Source organism: Rouxiella badensis, from assembly GCF_002093665.1.
Classification (GTDB): Bacteria; Pseudomonadota; Gammaproteobacteria; order Enterobacterales; family Enterobacteriaceae; genus Rouxiella; species Rouxiella badensis.
This window is the reverse complement of record NZ_MRWE01000020.1, coordinates 51584-75007: the sequence shown is the minus strand read 5'-3', so window position 1 is coordinate 75007 and position 23424 is coordinate 51584. Positions and strand designations below refer to the sequence as shown.

17 protein-coding genes are annotated in these 23424 nt (G+C 52.9%); 16 read left to right on the top strand and 1 reads right to left on the bottom strand.

The genetic code is table 11. The features are described 5' to 3' along the window. Window positions 1-21: 21 nt before the first annotated feature. From BS640_RS13240 to BS640_RS13150, 16 genes are all read left to right on the top strand, one after another. On the top strand, window positions 22-1353 hold the full coding sequence (locus BS640_RS13240) for an NAD(P)/FAD-dependent oxidoreductase (RefSeq protein WP_084912726.1): 1332 nt from the start codon (window positions 22-24) through the stop codon (window positions 1351-1353). Then, a complete protein-coding gene (locus tag BS640_RS13235) occupies window positions 1354-2241 on the top strand; it encodes a GNAT family N-acetyltransferase (protein ID WP_084912725.1) in 888 nt (295 codons plus the stop codon). It abuts the gene before it with no gap. 9 nt (window positions 2242-2250) lie between these two features. Next, window positions 2251-3201: a 2-hydroxyacid dehydrogenase gene (locus BS640_RS13230; RefSeq protein WP_084912724.1), complete on the top strand. Its 951-nt coding sequence runs from the start codon at window positions 2251-2253 to the stop codon at window positions 3199-3201. A gap of 64 nt (window positions 3202-3265) precedes the next feature. After that, entirely contained in the window at window positions 3266-4444 is a 1179-nt protein-coding gene (locus tag BS640_RS13225) for a M20 aminoacylase family protein (RefSeq protein ID WP_206600933.1), read from the top strand. Between the two features lie 168 nt (window positions 4445-4612). After that, window positions 4613-5929 carry a 4-aminobutyrate--2-oxoglutarate transaminase gene (gene gabT / locus BS640_RS13220; RefSeq protein ID WP_017491310.1) on the top strand — a complete coding sequence of 439 codons (1317 nt, stop codon included), beginning with the start codon at window positions 4613-4615 and terminating at the stop codon, window positions 5927-5929. Between the two features lie 193 nt (window positions 5930-6122). After that, the gene (locus tag BS640_RS13215; RefSeq protein WP_084912722.1) at window positions 6123-6629 is read left to right on the top strand and encodes an Lrp/AsnC family transcriptional regulator; all 507 of its coding nucleotides are present in this window, start codon (window positions 6123-6125) and stop codon (window positions 6627-6629) included. Window positions 6630-6894: 265 nt separating this feature from the next. Then, window positions 6895-7587 carry a gamma-glutamylcyclotransferase gene (locus tag BS640_RS13210; RefSeq protein ID WP_026110443.1) on the top strand — a complete coding sequence of 231 codons (693 nt, stop codon included), beginning with the start codon at window positions 6895-6897 and terminating at the stop codon, window positions 7585-7587. Between the two features lie 569 nt (window positions 7588-8156). Further along, window positions 8157-10649: an SET domain-containing protein gene (locus tag BS640_RS13200; protein WP_206600931.1), complete on the top strand. Its 2493-nt coding sequence runs from the start codon at window positions 8157-8159 to the stop codon at window positions 10647-10649. A gap of 20 nt (window positions 10650-10669) precedes the next feature. Continuing rightward, a complete protein-coding gene (locus BS640_RS13190) occupies window positions 10670-13372 on the top strand; it encodes an SET domain-containing protein (RefSeq protein WP_206600930.1) in 2703 nt (900 codons plus the stop codon). Continuing rightward, on the top strand, window positions 13369-15657 hold the full coding sequence (locus BS640_RS13180) for a hypothetical protein (protein WP_206600929.1): 2289 nt from the start codon (window positions 13369-13371) through the stop codon (window positions 15655-15657). The genes BS640_RS13190 and BS640_RS13180 overlap by 4 nt, the downstream gene beginning before the upstream one ends. Window positions 15658-15938: 281 nt before the next feature. Then, complete coding sequence (locus tag BS640_RS13175; RefSeq protein WP_017491209.1) at window positions 15939-17507, top strand: ABC transporter substrate-binding protein; 1569 nt, start codon at window positions 15939-15941, stop codon at window positions 17505-17507. Further along, on the top strand, window positions 17507-18559 hold the full coding sequence (locus BS640_RS13170; protein ID WP_017491208.1) for an ABC transporter permease: 1053 nt from the start codon (window positions 17507-17509) through the stop codon (window positions 18557-18559). The genes BS640_RS13175 and BS640_RS13170 overlap by 1 nt, the downstream gene beginning before the upstream one ends. Window positions 18560-18567: 8 nt before the next feature. Beyond that, window positions 18568-19434 carry an ABC transporter permease gene (locus BS640_RS13165; RefSeq protein WP_084912720.1) on the top strand — a complete coding sequence of 289 codons (867 nt, stop codon included), beginning with the start codon at window positions 18568-18570 and terminating at the stop codon, window positions 19432-19434. Further along, a complete protein-coding gene (locus BS640_RS13160) occupies window positions 19424-20314 on the top strand; it encodes an ABC transporter ATP-binding protein (RefSeq protein ID WP_084912719.1) in 891 nt (296 codons plus the stop codon). Before BS640_RS13165 ends, BS640_RS13160 begins: the two co-directional genes overlap by 11 nt. Next, window positions 20311-20991 carry an ABC transporter ATP-binding protein gene (locus tag BS640_RS13155; RefSeq protein ID WP_017491205.1) on the top strand — a complete coding sequence of 227 codons (681 nt, stop codon included), beginning with the start codon at window positions 20311-20313 and terminating at the stop codon, window positions 20989-20991. Before BS640_RS13160 ends, BS640_RS13155 begins: the two co-directional genes overlap by 4 nt. Window positions 20992-21418: 427 nt before the next feature. Further along, window positions 21419-21988, top strand: a complete 570-nt coding sequence (locus BS640_RS13150) for a YbhB/YbcL family Raf kinase inhibitor-like protein (protein ID WP_017491204.1) — start codon at window positions 21419-21421, stop codon at window positions 21986-21988. 96 nt (window positions 21989-22084) lie between these two features. Here BS640_RS13150 and BS640_RS13145 read toward each other — a convergent pair whose 3' ends face one another. Continuing rightward, complete coding sequence (locus BS640_RS13145) at window positions 22085-23407, bottom strand: c-type cytochrome (protein ID WP_017491203.1); 1323 nt, start codon at window positions 23405-23407, stop codon at window positions 22085-22087. Between the last annotated feature and the right edge of the window lie 17 nt (window positions 23408-23424).

The window sequence follows — 23424 nt, the reverse complement described above, 5'->3', positions numbered from 1 at the left end:
TGAGATAAGGAAAAGCATTCGATGCCAGCACCGATCAGGTTTGTACAAGACAGTCATCTCTTCCCCGACGCGGTTGACGTTGTGGTCATTGGCGGCGGCATCGCCGGTGCCGCCACCGCCTATGAGCTGGCGAGAAAGGGCGTTTCCGTCGTATTGCTTGAAAAAGGCATGATTGGCGCGGAACAGTCGAGCCGTAATTGGGGCTGGTGCCGCCAGCAGAATCGCGATGAGCGTGAACTGCCGCTCTCCATCCACGCCCTGCAACGCTGGAAAGCGCTGAAAGAAGAAACCGGCGAAGAGCTCGGGTTTCGCAACACCGGGCTGGTTTACGCGACCAAAAAACAGGAAGAGATAGACGCCTGGGAAAAATGGGGGCAGATGGCAAAAAATTACGGCATGCACAGCGAAATCCTCACCGCCGCGCGGGCCAAAGAGCTGACCCAGGGCAGCGTCTCCCATTGGCTGGGGGGCGTTTATTCCCCGACCGACGGCCACGCCGAGCCCTCGCTGGCGGCCCCTGGGCTAGCGATAGCCGCCCAAAAGCTCGGCGCACTGGTGTTCCAATACTGCGCTGTGCGCGGGCTAGACGTCTCTGCCGGTTGCGTGAGCGGCGTATGGACCGAGCGCGGACTGATTCGCGCGGGTTCGGTCGTTTGCGCGGGGGGGGCCTGGAGCTCAATGTTCTGTCGCCGCCACGGCATCGACCTGCCGCTGGGTAACGTAATTGGCACTGCAATGCGCACTGCACCGGTCGAGCAGGTGATCAAGATGCCGCTCTATACCGAAGGTTTCGCCTGTCGCCCGCAGCTTGACGGCAGTTATACCCTGTCTGTCTCCGGCCGTGGCCGCGTGGCGATAGGTCCACAGGGTCTGCGTTACTCGAAAAAGTTTTACCCGACCTTTCAGGCGCGTCGCAAAAATCTCAAGGTGCATTTCAGCCCACGGGCGTTCCTTGAGGGGCCTGAAGCCTTGGGGTCGTGGCAATTTGATGGCCGATCGCCGTTTGAGAAGGTGCGTATCCTTGACCCCGAGGCCGACCATGCCATGGTAAAAGAGGGCATAGAGGCGATGCGCCGCGAGTTTCCTGCGCTTGGGGCGGTGAGGGTGGTGCAGTCCTGGGGCGGCATGATTGACAGCACGCCCGATGCGGTACCGGTCATCTCCAGCGTCGATAAACTGCCCGGCCTGTTTATCTCTGCGGGCTACAGCGCACACGGTTTTGGCATTGGACCCGGTGCGGGCAGCCTGATGTCAGATCTGGTGACCGGCAGTACGCCGGTCGTGGACCCAACGCCTTTCCGCTTCGATCGTTTTAGCGACGGCAGCGATATTAAAAAACCGGGAATGATGTAAATGACAGCACAGCTTTCACCTTCTTATGCAGAAATAACGCTGCGCGAAATGACGGCGGCTGATTTACCCGCCTGTCACGGACTCTCTCAGGCCGTATCCTGGTCGCACCGTCTCGAAGACTGGCAGCTGGCTTTCCGCTGTGGCAAAGGCTGGGTGGCCGAAGCCAACGGGCGCGTGGTGGGCAGCGCACTTTACTGGGCGTGGGGCAAAAAATACGCCACCCTCGGGCTGGTTATCGTCAGCCCTGACTTTCAGGGGCGCGGGATGGGCAAAAAGCTGCTCGTCACGCTGCTGGGCAAGCTTGAGGGTAAGACCGTGCGCCTGCATGCGACCCCGGAAGGTAAACCCTTGTATGAAAAGTTGGGTTTTGTCACCACCGGCGAGATTCGCCAACAGCAAAGCCGCGAACTGCCGCCGGTTACTGCGCCAGCCTTGCCCCAAAACTGTCAACTGCGTGAACTCAACGCCGAGGATGCGGCCACTCTCAGCGAACTAGACGGTCTCTCCAGCGGCATGCAGCGCCTTGCGCTGTATCAGGCGTTGCTTGAGACGGACTCATCGCATACGCAAAAGGGCCAGTTGCTGACGCGTGCGGGTAAGATTGCCGGTTTCGGTTTGCTGCGTCAGTTTGGGCGCGGGTATGCCATCGGACCGCTGATTGCCGACAACCTTGACGATGCCAAAGTGTTGGTTCGCCAGTTACTGAGTGAATGCAGCGGAAAATTTGTGCGCGTTGACGTCGAAGCGGACTCGGGTCTCGCCGAGTGGCTCGAGGCGCTGGGTCTGGCCTGCGTTGACCGGCCGACCACCATGTATAAAGACGGTGAGCCGCTTAAAGCCGCTGGCGGATGGCGTAATTTCGTGCTGGCAACCCAGGCGCTGGGCTAAGGGAGCAGGATGAAAACGATTCTCTATAAGTCTGAGCCGGTCCGGGGGGAACACTGGCAGAAACTTCTCGCCGACCTCGCCCCCGAATATCGTTTTGTGCAATGGAACAGCCTCGATTTTAGCGACGGTGACCCGGAAATCTTTGCCGAAGTGGATTATCTGGTGGCCTGGGTGCCGCCAGAAAACATCGCGCAGCGCATGCCGCAGCTTAAAGTTCTGTTTTCCGTTGGTGCGGGAGTCGACCAGTTTGATTTGACCCAGCTTCCCGCATCTTTACCGGTGGTGCGAATGGTTGAGCCTGGCCTCACGCAGGGTATGGTCGAATATGTCACCTTGGCTGCGTTGGCGCTGCATCGTGACCTGCCGCTGTATCTGCAACAACAGAAACAGAGCCTGTGGAAGTCGCATCCGGTGGTCAGTGCAAACAAAAGACGCATTGGCGTGTTGGGGTTGGGTGAGCTTGGGCAAGCGACACTTAATATGCTGAAGAATTTTGGTTTCGAATGCCACGGGTGGAGCCGTTCGGGCAATACGCCTGAGGGCGTGACCGGTTGGGCGGGCGTTGAGCAGCTGCCGGCATTTCTGTCGCACTGCGATATTATGGTTTGTCTGTTGCCGCTCACGCCGCAGACGCGCGGCATGCTTAATGGCGAACTGTTTGCCCGCTTGCCAAGGGGGGCGGCGCTGATTCAAACCGGGCGCGGGCAACAGCTGGTGGCAGAAGACCTGCTCGCGGCACTCGACAGCGGCCATCTTCGTGCGGCAGTACTGGACGTAACCGACCCTGAGCCGTTACCTTTGGAGGACGCACTGTGGTCTCACCCGGGTGTGTGGATAACGCCGCATATCGCCAGTCAGACCCAGCCGGAAACTGCCGTCACGGCGCTGTTGGCCAACCTTCAGCGGTATGAGCAAGGGCAGCCCATGCAGGGTGAAATCGATAAAACCAAGGGATATTAATATGAGCCGTACTGCCGTGAATGGCGATAATTGTTTAATTAATGGGTCTTTGATTAAAGAAATCCTGCCGCGCCTCGTTGCATTGCGCCACGATCTGCATGCGCACCCCGAGTTGGGTTTTAATGAACACCGCACGGCCAAAGTCGTTGCCGAGTTTCTGCGTGAGTTGGGGCTTGAGGTTCATGAAGGCGTTGGTAAAACCGGCGTAGTCGGGGTGTTACGCAAGGGCAGCAGCGGGAGAAGCGTAGGCCTGCGTGCCGATATGGACGCCTTGCCGATTATCGAACAGGGGACGCCGGACTATGTCAGCACCCATCAAGGCGTCATGCACGCCTGCGGCCATGACGGCCACACCACCATGCTGCTCGGCGCCGCGTGGCTATTGTCTAAAACTGGCGATTTTGACGGTACGGTAAACTTTATCTTCCAACCGGCCGAAGAGGGGCAGGCGGGGGCGAAAGCGATGATTGACGACGGACTGTTTACCCGCTTCCCCTGTGACAGCGTTTTCGCCGTACATAATTGGCCAGAACTGCCCGTCGGCGTGGCGCAGACGCGTCCTGGCCCTATCATGGCGGCGGCCGATCGTTTCGACATTCGCGTTTATGGCGGTGGCGGACATGCGGCTCAGCCTCACCTTTCTCCTGATACTATGCTGGCGACCAGCGAACTGGTGGTTCAGCTGAATACCGTTGTTTCCCGCTGCATCGATCCGACCGACCCAGCGTTATTGACCGTCACGCAGGTACACGGGGGATTCTCGCACAACATGATCCCCGCCGAGGCGACCATCACCGGCACGGTACGCAGTTTCGACCTTCGTACACAGGATATTATCGAAGCCAGCCTGCGTCGTATTGCGGAACATGTTCCTGCGGCCCACGGCCTCGATGCCGAGGTGAAGTATCACCGCTATTATCCGGCGACAATCAATAGCGAAGCCGAAGCCGAGGTGGCGTTACGCGCGGCGAAAAATGCCGGACTACAGGCCAGCTTCGCGCCAAAACCGGCGCTAACGTCTGAAGACTTTTCGTTTATGTTGCAGGAAAAACCCGGCGCCTATCTGTGGCTCGGACAGGGCGACGGCAGCCCTAAACCGCTGGCACCGCTGCATCATCCAAGATATGACTTCAATGACGATATCATTCCGGTGGGGGTGAGGTGGTTTGTAGAGGTTGTATTAAGTCAGCTAATACCTGACTCGCCGGGCGACTGCCCAATAAATCCGTCGATTTCTTCTTAAATTTGCAATTAAAAAACCATTTGCGATTAAAGAAAACAACTGCCTTTTAACGCCCAATTACCGCATGATATTTTTTCTGAACCGCCATTACGGCACGAAATAAACGCATAGATTGAGATACTGAATCAAATTCTGACAGCGCCCGAATTAACTGGATGAGGTAATGCTATGCACAATGTATTAAATACACTGCCCGTAATTGAAGATGATACTGACTGGCTTGCGCTTCGCCAACAGCACGTTCCGCGTGGGGTGGTAACCGCACACAGCCTGGTTATCGCGAAAGCGAAAGGCTCAGAAGTGTGGAGCGATGACGGTCGTCGTTACCTCGATTTTGTTGGCGGCATCGGCGTATTAAACGTTGGACACAATCATCCTGAAGTGGTTAGGGCCGTTCAGCGTCAACTGGAAAATGTCTCCCACGCCTGTTTTCAGGTCGTCGCCTATCCTCCCTATATTGAATTGGCAAAACGTTTGAATAAAGTGGTTGGAAAGGGGGAGCATTATAAATCAGTACTCTTTACTTCCGGCGCTGAGGCCGTTGAAAATGCGGTTAAAATTGCGCGTTCTTATACTAATCGTTCCGGCGTTATTGTCTTTGACGGCGCTTTCCACGGGCGCACATTATTAGGCTGTGCGCTGACCGGAATGAGCCAGCCTTATAAACAAAACTTCGGGCCTTTCCCCGGTGATATATATCGTATTCCTTATCCGAATGCATTCCACGGTATTACGCCCGAGGACTCTCTAAAGGCCCTCGATACCCTTTTCGCCACGCAAACTCTGCCAGAGCGCGTCGCGGCTATCCTGATTGAGCCGGTTCAGGGCGATGGTGGATTCTTGCCAGCGCCTAAGGCCTTTATGCAGGCACTGCGTGACCTGACCCAAAAACACGGCATTCTGCTGGTCTGTGATGAAGTGCAGACAGGCTTTGGTCGCACCGGCAAGATGTTTGGCTTCCAGCATTCTGACATCACGCCAGACTTGATAACCGTGGCGAAGAGCCTCGGCGGCGGCTTGCCTATTTCGGGCGTCGTGGGTAAAGCAGAAATCATGGATTCTCCAACGCCGGGCGGGTTGGGAGGCACTTACGGCGGTAATGCGCTGTCCTGTGCGGCGGCACTGGCGGTGCTAGACGTGCTCGAAAACGAGCGTTTACTCGAGCGTTCGGTGAAGCTGGGCCAACAGCTTGAAACGCGCCTGCGCCAGCTGGCAGAGAAGTATGCCTGCATCGGTGAGGTGCGCGGCGTGGGCTTTATGCAGGCGGTCGAAATCGTCGATTACGATACCGGCAAACCGGATGCGGCGCTGACCGAGAAAATTCTCAGCTGTGCCTGCGACGCTGGGCTGTTGCTGATTAAGTGCGGTCTGTATCGCAACACCATTCGCTTCCTGGCGCCTTTAGTGACCACCGATGCTCAGCTGGAGGAGGCAATGCACATCTTTGATATCGCGCTGGCACGAGGAACGGGCCGTTTGGATTAATTTTTCTCCAGATATTTCATAGACTTTTATTACAAAGCGGAGGCAAAAACTCTCTGCGCCTGGCGCTGGTATTTCACTGCAAAAGCATGGTATATCCTATTCATGGCTTTTATGTGAATTCAGGGTCGAATCAGGTGCAGAGGGAAATCTGCTCTTTATTCCCGGTCGACGCTCAAGAAGACAGTGAGGTGCTATGAACGGCTTTTTAAAACTTGATCGCATCGACATCAATATACTGGTTCAACTGCAAAAAGATGGGCGCATTAGCAACGTCAACCTTGCGGATGCCGTCGGTTTGTCGCCTAGCCCTTGCCTCCAGCGGGTTAAACGCCTCGAAAGTGCAGGGTATATCACCGGTTATGAGGCTCACGTCAACCTGCCTAAAATCACCGACTCGGTGACGGTGTTTACTGAAGTGACGCTACAGGGGCATCGCCGTGAAGAGTTCTCCCGGTTTGAAAACTGCATCCGCGAATATGACGAACTGATTGAATGCCACCTGATAACCGGCGGCTATGACTATCTGCTGCGTTTCATCACTCGCAGCATTGAACACTATCAGGAAGTGATAGAATCTTTACTGGATAAGAATATTGGTATCGATAAGTATTTTAGCTATATCGTTATAAAATCCCCGATCATCAAAAGTAGCGTCCCACTGCGCACGTTGCTTACCCAACAGATGCAAAACACCAATTAATCTCATCTTTTTCCAATAGCACCCGACGCTAAAATAGCGCCGGGTGCTATTATTTCAGTCTGATGCTCATTTTTTTACAATTTTGTGGTTTATTTTCGTTTTGTGATCGACAGCATTCTTGATTGCAGCGCAATAAACGAATAAGGTTTGTCCTATGGGCCTTATTTATGTATGGCTAAACAAATTCTCAACCCCGATCAATCCTCAGTGAGGGAGAAGACACTAATAAAGTTATGGCAAGGTTAATGAGCGGAGGTATTGGATGGTGTTAACCCGAGATTTTCTGCGTAACGCAGACTGCAAAACAGCATTCGGCAGCATTGACGAGTCAATCTTATTGACCGCAGAGCAACGCTCGGCCTCGCTTGACTGTGCTCTGGCGAAAAGACCGGATAAAAGCCCGGTGTGGATCTTCGGCTACGGCTCGCTGATGTGGAATCCTATTTTCGATTCCGAAGAGTCATGTCCTGCAACGCTCAATGGTTATCATCGTGCCTTTTGCCTGCGCTTGACCGCAGGGCGTGGATCTCATGCTCAGCCCGGCCGTATGCTGGCGCTGACCGAAGGCGGCAAAACAACGGGTCTTGCGTTCAGACTGCCGGAAGACAAGCTGCGTGAGGATCTTGAACTGCTGTGGAAGCGCGAGATGCTTACCGGCAGCTACTGTCCGACCTGGTGTGAGCTTGAGTTGGCCGACGGGAGAACCGTCACGGCGTTGGTGTTTATCATGAACCCGCAGCATCCGTCGTTCGAGTCAGATACGCGTTATGAGGTGATTGCGCCTCTGATTGCCAAGGCCAGCGGTCCACTCGGGACCAATGCGCAATATCTATTTGCGCTGGAGAAAGAGCTGAAGACCTACGGCATGAACGATGACTGCATGAGCGAACTGGTTAATCAGGTAAGAATGTTATTAGGTATCTCGACAAATCCCACCACGGACATTCAGCTCATTTAGATAAGCCATCGGGTATAATGTGTATCCAACCCTTATTCGCTCACCCGCAAACGCCCGAAATACCCTAAGGTTTTCGGGCTTTTTTATAAATGTTTTCCGGTGTAAGGGTTAACCGTAGCGTGGAGTAGAACTTCTTCGGTGAGCCGGTGCTGGGGGCGCGCATCAATGTTAGCGCCACGCTGACGGATCCGGAGATGACCCAGACCCGGAGCGGGGACGGGAGGGGCATGACACAGGCCGACCCGCGTGAGTTTAATTTTTCTGCGACCTACGATTTCTAATATAGCCTTCACTGCGGTGTTAATTCACTGTGGTTTTTATTATTCTTTCATTATTCGCTTATTTAAATAAACTTTACTTTCCTATTGCATCACGCCCAGCATTACCCTTTTTATCTGCCAAATGGTTGCTTTGTATCTTGTGCTGGTATAACCGCCATTACATAATGATATCGTAAGTTAATAATGCCTTATAAGCACTCAGCTATTACCGGAAAAACGCAGTGAGTGCATAAAACCAAAGTTCATTAATGGGTAAGTCATCATTTAATTAATTTGGAAATAAATGCCATGAGCGATTTTTCAATATTACCGAACCCCGGCACATCAATCATTTCTTCATCATCAATGCCAATGTCGAGGCCCGACCCTCAGTCATTTTTAAACAATATTACCCACGTCAGTCAAAGCACGGAGGTCACCTGTTCACAGGGCCCTGCCTGCTTGCCTTCATCGAGAAAGTCAAAGATTGGTAATGAACAAACCACCTTTATAAATAACCTTATTCAACAATCAGGATGTGCTAATAACGTCGTTGAGGCCGCACGCGTCTGGCTAGATAATAAGCAAGAACTTGAAGCGTTACACATCTCAAGAGGTACTCTGGCAGAGCTTTGTAGCGTGCCACAAAAGGAATTATTCGCCCGTATCGGCAAGCTTGCCGTGCTGTCAAAGCTCGCGAAAATCAAACTTTCAGATGAACAACAGAGCATGATCACCAGGATCAGTGACGCCACAGGATGCAGGAGGAACCGGGCTCTCACCTCCGTTGCATGGGAGAAAAATAAAACCCAGTTGTTAAATAATAATATAGACGTGAAATTATTTGCCAGCAGGTGCGACGTTAACCCTCTGTCACTGGTGTGTTATATTTCTCAAAAAAAAAGGTGCTGGAAGCGGCTTGATAGCAATATCAGGCAACAGGTAGATAAACTCATTAATACTGCCGGGTGTAAAGGCGTCCCTAGCTTGGCTTCCGAGGTGTGGTATGAAAATAAAAAGACCTTAAAACAACTTGGGGTATCGAATATGGTATTTTGCTTTCGCTGTGGTGTGAAGACGCTTGCTATTAATACCGACCTGAGCATGCTTAATTATGTACCGCCGTCAAAAGAACCTGATTTCACGCCGCAACAGCGAGCACAGGTCGACAAGATTATTGAGGCGACTTCTTGCCTGAGCAATCCGGTGCTGGCGGCAAATGCCTGGGTTAAAAATCTGCAGCTGATGTCCGAGATGAACATTCGGCAGGAAGCCTTCGCTAACGCCAGTAGAGTCAATGCCACAGACCTGTTCATTAAAATACAAAAAGAGCGGGCACGCACCCGAGCATTGACAGAAACGCAACACGCGCTGCTGAACCGTATTGCCGTTAAAACCCGCTGCTGGCATTCCTCTACTAAAAGTGCCTGCGCCTGGCTGGATAATGAGCAATCTATTATTAAAGAAGATATTTGGCCGATAAATTTTGCCGAATTCTGTGGGATCAATTTAGACACATTTGGCTGGAGGATTGCCCGTGAAAGACGCGACAGAGTCATTCCTACCTCGGCGCAGCTAAGAGTTACAGAAGAAATAATACTCGCTGAGAACTCTGGAGGTAAGCCGTTAGAGACGGCCCAGGCCTGGGATAAAAATAAAAAAAGTCTGCTCGACGCCGGATTGACAGCCTGGCAATTTGAATATGCCAGTAAGGTCTGTTCCGGCACCATTTCATCACGGATTAGCTGTGTTTATAGGCCGCGAAAGAAAGGCCAGAAAACCCCGCAGTGGCGTTTACTGCATGAAAAACGCCTGCAGGAACAGCAGCAAGTGATGGATGCCATCATTCTGAGCTCGAATTGCAGAAAAAACCTCAACAAAAGCACGCTTGCCTGGATAGAAAACCAACAAAATTTAGCGGATCTAAAGATAAGCAAAGTGCAATTTTCCCGCCGCTGCAATATTAATCCACAGTCATTGACCTCCTCGGTCAGTCGATTAAGAAAAAACAATGGCAGTTGCCCACCCCGGTCCGCTCAATATCTTCCCCCTGTGCCGCCGACGGGCATAAAAACGGGACTCGCCGCCGTTCGCGCTCAACTCGGGCGGGTCGACAGGCCCTCAATTAACAACTCACTGCCTATCCTTCGCCACCCTGATAATCCTCAGCACAGTTTGACGCTTGAAACGCTGGGCCTAGATGTGAATGCCAATGTCTCACAAATCAGGGTGACCCATTGGGGTAGCATGGAGCAAGTGTTTGCACGGTTACCCATTCTGGGACGCCTGAAATTGAAATCTAGACTTTTCATAGAATTACATCGACAGCTGTTGGATGAAAGAGGGCAGAGCAAGCCTATGAGTACGCTGATGAGCAATGCCGGAGAGCATCGTCTTGCTAACGGGGAGGACGGAATTATTAATCTGGATACGGGGGTGGTTAACCCCGGCCCAGCACCGGTGCCCATCAATACGGTATTGGGATTTTACGCGGGTTTACTGCTCGATAGTGCTACTTCACAGAAAAGGGTGCGTCAAACAGGAGCGGCAGAATTGAGCACTGATGCCTTTCAGGGCGGCAATATCTTACGCAATATCAACACCGGTAGATTGCCCGGGGAGCCGCCGCTGGCCGAAAATAATGTCGCCGCCGTTCAGGTTAATTCGCGGCTTATAGCCTACATCACTACGCGTGATATTGCGGCGGGTGAAGAATACTTCGTTGATTATGGTGTCCATTACAACCCTCTGTTTGGCATCGAAAAGGCCAGGCAGAAACAGCTCGCCGCCGGACGTCTTTAATTAATCTGGGAATAAACGCCATGAGCGATTTTTCAATATTATCGAACCCCGGCACATCAATCATTTCTTCATCTTTAATGCCACTGTCGAGGCCCGATCCACAATCATTTTTAAACAATATTACCCGCGTTAGCCAAAGTACTGAGGTCACCAGTTCACAGGGGTATGACGGTTGGCTTTCCTCTGGAAAGCGAAAGTTCGGTAATGACCAAATCAGTTTTGTACATAACCTCATTAAACAATCAGGATGTAACAAAAGCGCAATCAAGGTTGCGCGCGTCTGGTTGGATAATCAGCAAAAACTTGAGGAATTACGTATCTCGAGAAGTTCGCTGGCAGAACTTAGTGGGGTAAAAAAGAAGACGCTTTACGCTAATATTTCTCAACTTGCCATTGATTCACGGCTGATGGAATTCCCATTCTCAAATGAACAGCAGAGCCTTATCGACAGGATCATTGACGCCACTGGGGGCAGGGGTAATTTAACTCTCACCGCCGCTGCCTGGGAAAATAATAAAGATCTGTTGTTAAAAAATAAAATTGATCTGCGATTATTTGCCAGCAGGTGCCGCGTCAACCCTCATTCACTGATGTGTTTTATTTCTGAAAAAAAAAGGGACTGGGAGCGGCTTCCTGAAAACACTAGGGATCAGTTAGAGAAATTAATTAAAACCGCCGGGTGTAAAGGGATCGCTGACCTGGCTTCCGAAGTTTGGTATGAAAATAAAGCGCTGTTTAAAAAGCTTAGGGTTTCTAATAAGGTATTTTGCTTTCGCACGGGTGTGAAGACCATTGCTATCAATACCGACCTGAATATGCTTGATTATGTGCCGCCGTCAAAAGAGCCTGATTTCACGCCACAGCAGCAAGAGCAGATCGACAAAATTATTAAGGCGACATTATGCCTGAGAAGCCCTGCGCTGGCGGCTTACGCCTGGGTTGATAATCAGCGGTTGATGTCAGAGATGAATATCGGGCAGGGAGCCTTCGCTAACGCCTGTAAAGTGAATGCCCGACACCTGTTCATTAAGATACAAAAAGAGCGAGAGCGCACCCGACCACTGACAGAAACGCAAGAAAAGTTGCTTAACAGCATAGCCGTTACAACCGATTGCCAGGACTCATCCGCTAAAAGTGCCTGTGCCTGGCTGGACAATCAGCAATTCCTAAAGAAAGAAGGCATTTCACAGGCAAGTTTTGCCGATTTCTGTAGGATCAATTTAAAGACACTGGGCTGGAGCATTGCCCGGGAACGACAGGCCAGAAAGAACCCTTCACCGACGCAGGAAAGTTTTGCAGAAGGCATAATTCTCAAAGAAAAATGCAGGGGTAAGCCGTCAGAGACCGCGCTGGCCTGGGAGAAAAATAAACAGAGCCTGCTGGACGCCGGATTGACCGTCTGGCAGTTTGAACGCCTGTCTGGCGTCCTTATTGGCACCCTTTCATCACGGATTACCCCTATGTATCGGCAGCGAAATAAAGACCCTGACACTCCCGAGTCGCGTTTATTGCGTGAAAAACGTCTGCAGGAACAGCAGGAAGTGATGGATGCCATCATTCTGAGACTGGATTGCAAAAATAAGCTGATTAACAGCAAGCTTGCCTGGGTGAATAATGAGCAAAGGTTCACTGCGCTGGGGATAAGCAAAGCGCAGTTCTCCCGCCGCTGCAAGATTAACTCACAGTCATTGACCTCTTCAGTCAGTAGGTTAATAAGAAATAATGGTAATCACCCGCCCCCAGCCTCTCAATCTATACCGCCAGCGCCGCCGTTGGTTATAAAAACTGAAAGCGCCGCCAACCTGGGGATCATGGAAATTACTCTCGATGCCTTGGGTAACGAATTACGCGCCACCGTTCGTGCTGAAGCTAGGCTGGTCGACAGACCGTCAATTGACAACTCCCTGCCTATTCTTCGCCATCCTGATAATCCTCAGCATAGTCTGACGCTTGAAACGCTGGGGCTTGATGCGCATGCCGAAGTTACACAAATCAAGGTGACACATTGGGGCAGCATGTGGCAGGTGTTTACGGGCTTACCCGTTCGGAAACGCGAGACGTTGAAAGCAGAACTTTTGAAAGAATTACACCGACAGCTGATGGATGAAAAGGGGCAGAGCGCGCGTATGAATAGGCTGATGAGCAACGCCGGATCGCATCATCTTGCGGCCACTGGGGATGAAATTATTAATCTGGGTATGGGAGTGTTTAACCCCGGCCCTGCGCCGGTGCCCGCCAATACGGTGCTGGGATTTTACGCGGGTTTACTGCTCGATAGCGCCGCTTCACAGAAAACGGTGCGGCAAATAGGGACGGTCAACGGCCATTCTCACAGTTGGCAAACCCGAACGGAGAAATTGAACATTGATGCCTTTCAAAGCGGCAATATCCTGCGCAATATTAACACCGGTAAATTGCCTGCTCAGCCGCAGTTAGACGAAAACAACGTGGCCGCCGTTCAGGTTAATTCGCGGCTGATAGCCTACATCACTACGCGCGATATTGCGGTGGGTGGAGAATACTTTGTTGATTACGGTGACCACTACAATCCTCTGTTTGGCATAGAAAAGGCCAGGCAGGAAGAGCTTGCCGCCGGGCGTCAGCCCAAGACGGAACCCGAGGTGCTCACCGCGACGACTATCTACGGCGTCAATGCCTTTGAACCGCCGGTAAAAAGGCATCGACTCGAGTCAGTTCATAACGTGCTGGATGAAGCCCAATGAGCGATTTTTCAATATTACCGAACCCCGGCACATCAATCACTTCTTCATTGTTAAGGCCTCAGCCAAGGCCCGATCCTCAGCCATTTTTAAACAATATTATCCGCGTCAGCCAAAGTACTGAGGTCACCAGTTCACAGGGGCCTGACGGTTTGCTTTCCTCTGGAAAGCTAAGGCTCGGTGATGAGCAAATCAATTTTGTAAATACCCTCATTAAACAGTCAGGATGCAGAAAGAGTGGTATTAAGACAGCGCGTGTCTATTTGCTTAATCAGAAAAAATTTGAGGAATTATGTATATCGAGAATTTCGCTGGCAGAACTTAGTGGGATAAACAAGAAGACACTTAACGCCAATATCTCCCAACTGAACATTAAGTCACAGCTGATGGAATTCCCACTCTCAGAGGAACAACAGAGCCTTATCGACAGTATTATTGACGCCACAGGATGCAGGGGGAACCTGAATCTAATCGAGGGTGCCTGGGAGAAAAATAAAGCCCAGTTGTTAGATAATAATATAGAGGTGCGATTATTTGCCAGCAGGTGCGACATTGACCCTTATTCACTGGTCTCTTTTATTTCTGAAAAAAAAAGGGGTTGGAATCGGCTTAATAGCAATATTAAGGCTCAAGTAGATGAACTCATTAAAACCGCCGGGTGTGAAGGGATCGCTGACCTGGCTTCCGAGGTTTGGTACGCAAATAAAAAGTTGTTCACGCAGCTTGGAGTATCGAATAGGGTATTTTGCCATCGCTGTGGTGTGAAGACCCATGCTATCAATACTGACTTGAACATGCTTGATTATGTGCCATCGTCAAAAGAGCCTGGTTTCACGCCACATCAGCAAGAGCAGATCGACAAAATTATTAAGGCGACTTCATGCCTGAGAAGTCCTGCGCTGGCGGCTTACGCCTGGGTTGATAATCAGCGGCTGATGTCAGAGATGAACATCGGGCAGGAAGCCTTCGCTAACGCCTGTAAAGTGAATGCCCGACACCTGTTCATTAAGATACAAAAAGAGCGGGAGCACACCCGGTCACTGACAGAAACGCAACGAAAGTTGCTTAACAGCATAGCCGTTAAAACCGGCTGCCGGGACTCATCCGCTAAAAGTGCCTGTGCCTGGCTGGATAATCAGCCATCATTTAAGAAAGAAGAGATCCTGCAGACAAGTTTTGCCTATTTCTGTGGGATCACTTTAAAGGCACTTAGCTTGAGTGTTGGCCGGGAACGCCAGGCCAGAAAAGACCTTACACCGACGCAGGAGAGTCTTGCAGAAGGCATAATTCTCAAAGAAAAATGCAGGGGTAAGCCGTCAGAGACCGCGCTGGCCTGGGAGAAAAATAAACAGAGTCTGCTGGGCGCCGGATTGACCGTCTGGCAGTTTGAACGCCTGTCTGGGGTCCTTATTGGCACCCTTTCATCACGGATGAGCCTTGTGTATCGGCAGCCAAATAATGCCCCTAACACTCACGAGTCGCATTTATTGCGTGAAATACGCCTGCAGGAACAGCAGGAAGTGATGGATGCCATCATTCTGAGACTGGATTGCAGAAATAAGCTGATTAATAGCAAGCTTGCCTGGGTGAATAATGAGCAAAGGTTGACCGCGTTGGGGATAAGCAAGGTGCAGTTTTCCCAACGCTGTAAGGTTAACTCACAGTCATTGACCGCGATGATCAGTAGATTAAGAAATAACTGTGACAAACGCCAGCCCCGGACAGCTCAACTTGTTATCCCCGAGTTGGCGGCGGGCATGCAAACTGGACGCGCCAGCGTTCGCGCTGAAACCAGGCTGGTCGACAGGCGCTCAATCGACAACCCATTGCCTATTCTCCGCTATCCTGATCACTCTCAGCACAGTCTGACTCCTGAAACGCTGGGGCTTGATGCCAATTCGGATGTCTCACAAATTAAGGTGACAGACTGGGGCAGCCTGGACCAGGTGTTTAGACGGTTGCCGCCTCGGGAACGCGAGAAGTTGAAATCTAAGCTTTTGATAGAATTAAATCGACAGCTGAGGGATGAAAAGGGGCAGGACGCGCGTATGAATACGTTGATGAGCAACGCCGGAGAGCCTCGTCTTGCTAACGGGGAGGACGGAATTAATAATCTGGGTATGGGGAAGGTTAAACTCGCCCCTGCGCCGGTGCCCGCCGATACCTTGCTGAGAGCAGAACCCGAGGTGCTCACCGCGACGACGACCTGCGGCGTCAATGCCTTTGAACCGCCGGCAAAAAGGCTTCGGTTCGGGTCAGTCACCGCGTTCCCTAAAAACCTTTCTTAAAAACCGCAAAACTCTCTTTGGCCATCCCGTGCCCACCTCCTGCAAATAAGCCATATTGCTTGAGGTGGGGTTAGGCAGATGAACGCTTTGTATTGCCTGAGCCCTGATGACACAGGCTTTTTGCGGCTATTATGCCCGTTTTGCTCGACATATAACCATTCTCATTACGTTATGCAAAATTTGAATAACCATAGACCTCAAATGACTTTATTGTCGCTTCATAACTGCCATACACTCCCAAAATCATTAGCAACTTCGCTAACTTAAAAGAGCGTTAATCAATGAAAAAAATAATTCCTTCAGTTCTTTTTGCAGCCATTGCTGCCTCTTTTAGCGTACAGGCGGCGACGCCAGCCAACACTTTGGTTATTGCACAATCTCTTGATGATGCGTCGAGCTTCGACCCGGCTCAAGGCTTCGAACTGACTACCGTGCAGGCATTCACCAACGTTTACCAACGTCTGGTGCAGTCTGACCCAACTAATCCTATCGATTTGAAGCCAACGCTGGCGACCTCATGGCAGGCGGGAAGTGACAACAAGAGCCTGACCTTTACCCTGGATCCGAAAGCGACCTTCGCCAGCGGTAATCCATTAACCGCCGACGACGTGGTTTTCTCACTGTCTCGCGTGGTGAAGCTGAATCTTGAACCCTCCTTCATCCTGACCCAGCTAGGCTGGAACGCAAAAAATGTTGACGGTTTCCTGACCAAGATAGACGCACAGCACGTGAAAATTAGCTGGACTGAAAACGTCAGCCCGAGCTTTGTGTTGAGTCTGCTCTCTGCGCCGGTTTCTTCGATTATTGACGCTAAACTGGTTGAGCAAAACGCCAAGGGTGACGATCTCGGCCACCAGTGGTTGAGCGACCATTCCGCAGGCAGCGGCCCTTACAAAATTCGTACCTATATTCCACATCAGGTGCTGGTGTTGCAGGCAAACCCAAGCTCGCCGGAAGGCGCGCCGAAGATCCCGACCGTGTTGATTAAAAACGTGCCTGATGCGGCCGCTCGTCGTCTGCTCATTGAGCAGGGCGATGCTGATATGGCGCGCAACCTGGGTGCGGATCAGATGGCTGGCCTGCAGGGTAAGCCGGGCGTTAAGCCGCTGGCTGTGCCATATGCATCACTGTACTTCTTGTATTTCAATACTAAAGCCTCCCCAGCGTTAGCTAACCCGGCACTTTGGGAAGCGGCTCGCTACCTGTTTGACTACGACCATATCGCCAAGGATCTGCTGAAAGGCCAGTTCCAGGTGCATCAGGCGTTCCTTCCGGACGGTTATTTGGGCGCATTGAATGACAACCCTTACAAGTTTGATCCCGCCAAGGCCAAGGCGATTCTTGATAAGGCGGGGCTGAAAAACGTAAGCTTCACCATCGCCGTGACCAACCAGCCGCCGTATCTGGATATTGCTCAGGCGTTGCAGGCCAGTTTTGCTCAGGCAGGCATCAACGTTAAGCTGGAGCCGGGCGTGAGTTCGCAGATTTCACTGAAAGTGCAGTCACACGACTTTGACGCGACGCTGTCTTCGTGGGGGCCTGACTACTTCGACCCTAACACTAACGCCTCTGCCTTTGCCTACAATCCGGAAAACGGCAGCAAGACGCTGGCGTGGCGTGCAAACTGGAGTATTCCACAGCTGAGCAAGCAGACGCTTGCTGCGACGGCCGAAAACGACAAGGCTAAACGTGTAGCGGATTATCGTCAGCTGCAGCTTGCCGTACAAAAAGACTCACCGTTTGTTATCGGCCTACAGGCGCGCAGCCTGATTGCCGTGCGCGACAACATCAAAGGCTACGTGCAGGGCATTAATCCTGACATGGTGTTCTACAGCAAGGTCACCAAGTAATGATTCAAACTACTCCTCCTGTCGGTCTGTTCCGACAGGGTTGGCGTTGGTCAGGCCGCCTGCTAGGCGGCCTTGTTTCTTTAATGCTGACCCTGCTTGGCCTGCTGGCCTTTACCTTCGCGCTGTCACATCTTGCGCCGGTTGACCCGACGATGCAGATTGCTGGCGATCACGCCAGCGAAGCGACCTACGCGCAGGTGCGCAAGGATTTGGGGCTCGACCAGCCGATGCCAGTCCAGTTCTGGCGCTACCTCGAGCATCTGGCTCACGGCGATATGGGCATGTCGAGCATGACCGGTCAGCCGGTTTCCAGCGACCTGATGCATACGTTCCCTGCGACTATCGAACTGGCGACCTGCGCCATTCTTTTTGGTGCATTTTTCGGCATTATCCTTGCGCTTCTGTCGGTCTATAAACCCGGCAGCTGGCTTGATAACATCGTGCGTCTTGTCTCGCTGCTCGGCTATTCTGTGCCTATCTTCTGGCTCAGTCTGCTTGGACTGCTGCTGTTCTACGCCGTGCTGCACTGGGCCGGTGGCCCTGGCAGGCTCGACGACGCCTATCTCTATACCATGGAGCCGCGCACCGGCTTTGTGCTGATTGATACTTGGCTGTCGGGCGACCGCGACATGTTCTTCAACGCTATCCGCCACATGTGGCTGCCGGTAACGGTGCTGGGCCTGCTGTCGATGGCGGGGATAACCCGTCTGCTGCGCGCCTCGATGCTCGGTGAAATCAACAAAGAGTATGTGATCCTCGCACGCTCGAAGGGCGCTGGGCGCGTCCGGGTGTTGCTGTGTCACGTGTTTCCCAACGTCTTCGGCACGCTTATCACCGTGCTCAGCCTGTCCTACGCCAGCATGCTTGAAGGCGCGGTGCTGACTGAAACGGTCTTTGCCTGGCCCGGCGTTGGCCGCTATCTGACCACCGCACTGTTTGCCGCCGATATGCCGGCCATTTTGGGCTCGACGTTGCTGATTGGCAGCAGCTTTGTGCTGCTCAATGCGCTGGCCGATGCGTTGACCTATTTACTCGATCCGCGAACCCGGTAAGCCTATTTATGACTCCACTGACTCCTGAACAACCGGCGCTGGCTCGCGTCGCACCCGGCCGAGGCGCGCGTCGTGTGACCACGCTTTCCGTGGGCACCGTGCTGGCGGTAATTTTGCTGCTGGCCGCGCTGTTTGCACCCTGGCTGGCCCCTTTCGACCCGAATATTCAGCATATTGAAATCCGACTCATGCCGCCATCGGCACAGCATTGGCTCGGCACCGACGGTTTTGGCCGCGACCTCTTGTCGCGGGTGATTTATGGCGCGAGGCCGACGCTGCTGCTGGTGTCGCTGATTTTGCTGCTGACGATTCCCTTTGGTTTACTGATTGGCATCAGCGCCGGTTATCTCGGTGGCTGGGTTGAACGTATTCTAATGCGCTTCACCGACATCGTGCTGTCGTTGCCCAGTCTGGTGATGGCGTTGGCGCTGGTGGCGATTTTGGGGCCTGGTTTGATGAATGGGGCGTTGGCGCTGGCCTTCACCAGTTGGCCGCCGTTTTCCCGTCAGGCGCGCGCCGAGACGCTTGCCCTGCGTCGTAGCGACTATCTTGCCGCCGCGCGTATGCAGGGGATTGGCGGTTTTCGCCTGATGTTTGGCCATATTTTGCCGCTCTGCATGCCGAGTGCGGTCGTTCGCGCCGCGCTCAGCCTCGGCGGGATCATTCTTTCCTCCGCCGGTCTTGGCTTCCTCGGGATGGGCATTCAGCCGCCGACCGCCGAGTGGGGGTCGATGGTCGCCGAAGGCAGTAAAGTTATCTTTGACCAGTGGTGGGTGGCTGCAGCACCCGGCGGGGCCATTCTGTTCGCCAGTCTGGCGTTTAACCTACTGGGCGATGGCCTGCGCGACAAGATGGATACCCGTCATGGCAATTAATTCAACCACACCGCAAGCGGCGGGCGCAGATTCAAACCTGCTGATCGCGAAAGATTTGACCGTTTACGTTCCCGGTCCTCAGCCTATCGAGCTGGTGAAGTCAATTTCATTCAGCGTGGGTCAGGAACGTGTAGCGCTGGTGGGCGAGTCTGGCTCGGGCAAGTCGATGACCGCCCGGGCGCTGATGGGCCTGCTGCCAAGCCCTTGTCAGATGCAGGCCAGCCAACTGACTCTCGGTGGGCAGGATTTAACCCGCCTGAAGGAGCGTGAATGGAATCCGCTGCGCGGCAATCGCATTGCGATGGTGATGCAGGACCCGAAACACGCGCTCAACCCTGCGCAGCCTATCGGCAAACAGGTTGAAGAACCGCTGCGCCTGCACGGGCGCTTCAGCCGCAGTGAGCGCAAGGAACAGCGCCTCGACATGCTCAACGCCGTTGGCCTGCCTAATCCAGCGCAACTCAGCAAGCTTTATCCGCATCAGCTTTCCGGCGGTATGGGGCAGCGCGTGATGCTGGCCATTGCGCTTATCAATCGTCCGCAGTGGCTGGTGGCCGATGAACCCACCTCGGCGCTGGACTATGAAATGCGCGAGCAGGTGCTGAAACTGATTGAGCGTCTGGTTGACGAGCGCAATATGGGACTGGTGCTGATTAGCCATGATTTACAACAGGTTTCTCAGTATACCGAACAGGTGATGGTGATGTACAAAGGGCAAATTGTTGACCGTCTTGCCTCGAGCCAGCTGGCGCAGGCGACGCACCCCTATACTCATACGCTGTGGTCGTGCCGCCCGAGCAAAGCCACGCGCGGCGAAATGCTGCCGGTGTTGGACCGCGCGCTGTTGGCGCGCCTCAGCGGGGAGGAGGGCCAGCCATGAGCAGAGAAATTATTGCCCAACTGCATCAACTCAGCGTTTCTCACCGTCAAGGTTATGACGTGCGTACGGTGGTTCATGACGTCGACCTGACCATCAATCAGGGAGAGTGTTTCGGGTTGGTCGGACCGTCTGGCTGCGGGAAATCCTCGCTGCTGTGGGTGCTTGCCGGGCTAAATACGCAGTGGACGGGCGACATGACGCTGCTCGGCCACCGCCTGACGCCGGGCAAACCGTTTACCGGCGTATTGCGTCGCGAGGTACAGATGGTGTTTCAGGACCCGTATGCTTCGCTGCATCCCAAGCACAAACTTTTACGCACGCTGAGTGAGCCGCTAAAACTGCTGAAAGAGCAGGATATTGAGCAAAAAGTGGCGGAAGGTTTCCGCCTGGTGGGGCTGGATCCGGCGTTAATTCATCGTTATCCGCACCAGCTCTCCGGCGGTCAGCGCCAGCGTGTGGCCATTGTTCGTGCGCTGTTGCTCAAGCCAAAACTGCTGTTGCTCGATGAGCCCACCTCGGCGCTGGACATGTCGGTGCAGGCAGAAATCCTCAATCTGCTTAATGAACTGAAGGCGGCCGGGAATTTAACGATGATTCTGGTAAGCCATGATGCCGACGTTATTGACCACATGTGCGATCGCCATGTGACGATGGCGAAGGGAATTGTGCTGGGATAATGGCTGAGACTGACACGGGGCGTTGCTTTATTCTCAATGGCTATATTGTTGTGCAACGGCGTCACTTTTAGTGCAAAAAATCATCACCCCCCGATTGCATCAAGGCTAACTTATTGATTGTCTGAGTAATCGCGGGGCTGAAAATCTTGGCATATAAGCTGCATTGACCTTGGGTATAAACCGCGCCAACGGCGGCCCGGTTCAAGTTTGTGAATAAAAGGCGTCCGTTAGCGTTCAGGGAACTGAGCGCTAACAGGACGCTTTTTTATTGCCTAAACAGGTAATGAGGAGGGGCAGTAACGAAAACGCTTATAACAAGAATTTTCACATCTCTTTGCAATTAAAAAGCTTTCCTGAACTGAGAGAAAGCACCGCTTTGCTATCCTTACTGTTCTTGTGTCTTTTTTATCAAGCAAGGATGTCAAACATGGCTAAATCGATTTCGTTCTATAAAACGGTGGCAGGGCTGGCACTCTGTGCATGGACGTCTATGGCTAGCGCAGCGCCTGCACCAATGTTTACGCTGAGTTCGCCTGCTTTTACCGATAATGGCGTATTGGCAAAGCAGTTTGCCGGCAACATCAAGGCTAATCCCGCCTGTATCGGCGACAATTTCTCTCCTGCCTTCAGCTGGCAGAACGCACCTAAGGGGACCCAAAGCTTCACGCTGACGATTCGCGACGTCGACGCCAATCACGGTCTTGGGGTCAATCATCTGGTGACTTACGGTATTCCGGCCACCGCAACCGGCTTTGCTCAGGATGCGTTAAGCGAGGGTAAAGGCTTCGTCGGCGGGAGGAATACCATGGGACACGGCTACTATAATGGGCCTTGTCCACCGGTCGGCACCGGTTCGCATCACTATATCGTGCAGCTGATTGCCACGGATTTAGCGCCGAACGCGCTGCCGAAAGGCTTAACCTATGACCAGCTGTTCGAGCGGCTTAAAGGGCATGCCATCGACAATGCCACGCTGGTGGCTCGTTTCGGTGAGTAACGGCCGCCTGTGGAGAATAAAAAAGGCCGAACACTGTTCGGCCTTTTGTCGGGTTCTCAAAGAGTTCTCAGGGATATAGCCTGATTTTTTCCTGAATTATTTCTGAGTACCGTCTTCAATCTTCGGTGGATAGGTCAGGTCTGCCGCTTTGCGCATTTTCGCCACTTCTTTCGCCGTGACGGTGGCACCTGCCGGATTACCGAACTGGTTGCTGACGTAGTTGCTGATTTGTGCAATCTGTTCGTCGTTCAGCTGGTTGGCAAATGAAGGCATCATGACTTCACCCTGGTCCATGTGGCGCTGAACGCCGCCGAGGATCACGGAAACCATGTTGCGGCTGTCTGCTGCACCGGTGCTGGTGTGGTTAAACAGCGACGGATAAGCGTGGAAGCCCTTACCGATACCGCCACCTGATTGGCCGTGACAGGCCGCACAGTTGCTGTTGAACAGCGCTGACGCGGTTTTGTCAAACGGAACCGCGTTAGCACGGTCAGCGAACACGTCGGTTGCCGGTTTGCCGAACGAATCACGCGGCTGAGTCTGTTTGTCATCTGCAATCGCCGGAACGGAGCGAATGTAGGTGGCAATTGCGTTCAGGTCGCCGTCGGTCAGGTGCTGCAGGCTGTGTTCAATTGCCTCAGCCATTGCGCCAGAAGCCGAGGCTTTGCCTGCTACATCACCGGTCTTCAGGTAAGTGACCAGATCTTGCTGCGACCAGTTACCGATACCTGCATTTTTGTCTGGCGTGATGTTGAACGCGACCCATGACCCCAGATCACCGCCTGAGAAGGCTTTGCTGTTGTCCATGCCCATGGTCAGGTTACGTGGCGTGTGGCAAGTGCCGCAGTGCTCCATCGCATCGACCAGATAACGGCCACGGTTCCAGTCATCGCTCTTGGTCGGATCGTTCTTCAGCTCGCCCTTATCAAAGTTGAACCATTTCCAGAACGTCATGCCCCAGCGCTGGTTGAACGGGAAGGAGAGGTCAGTCTTGGCCGGTGCCGCATGAACGCCCGGTAAGGACATCAAATAGGCCTTGATTGCCAACACGTCATCACGTTTCATCTTGGTGAATGAGTCGTAAGGCATCGCCGGATACAGCTGCTGTCCGTCTTTACCCACGCCGTCACGCACCGCACGTACAAACTCGTCGTCGGTCCAGTTGCCGATACCAAACTGCTTATCGGAGGAGATGTTAGTGCCATAAATCACACCAAACGGCGATGCCAGCGGATAACCGCCGCCAAACTGTTGGTTCTTAGCCGCATTCGGTGCCGTGTGACAGGCGGTACAGTCTGCCGCGGTTGCCAGATAGGCACCGCGTTTAATCATGTCTGCCGAGCTTGACGCATCGTCTGCAAAAGCGCTGGTCGCGGCCGCCAGAGGCAATAATGCCGCCAGCAAATATTTCATTTTCATTTCCACATCCTCATACG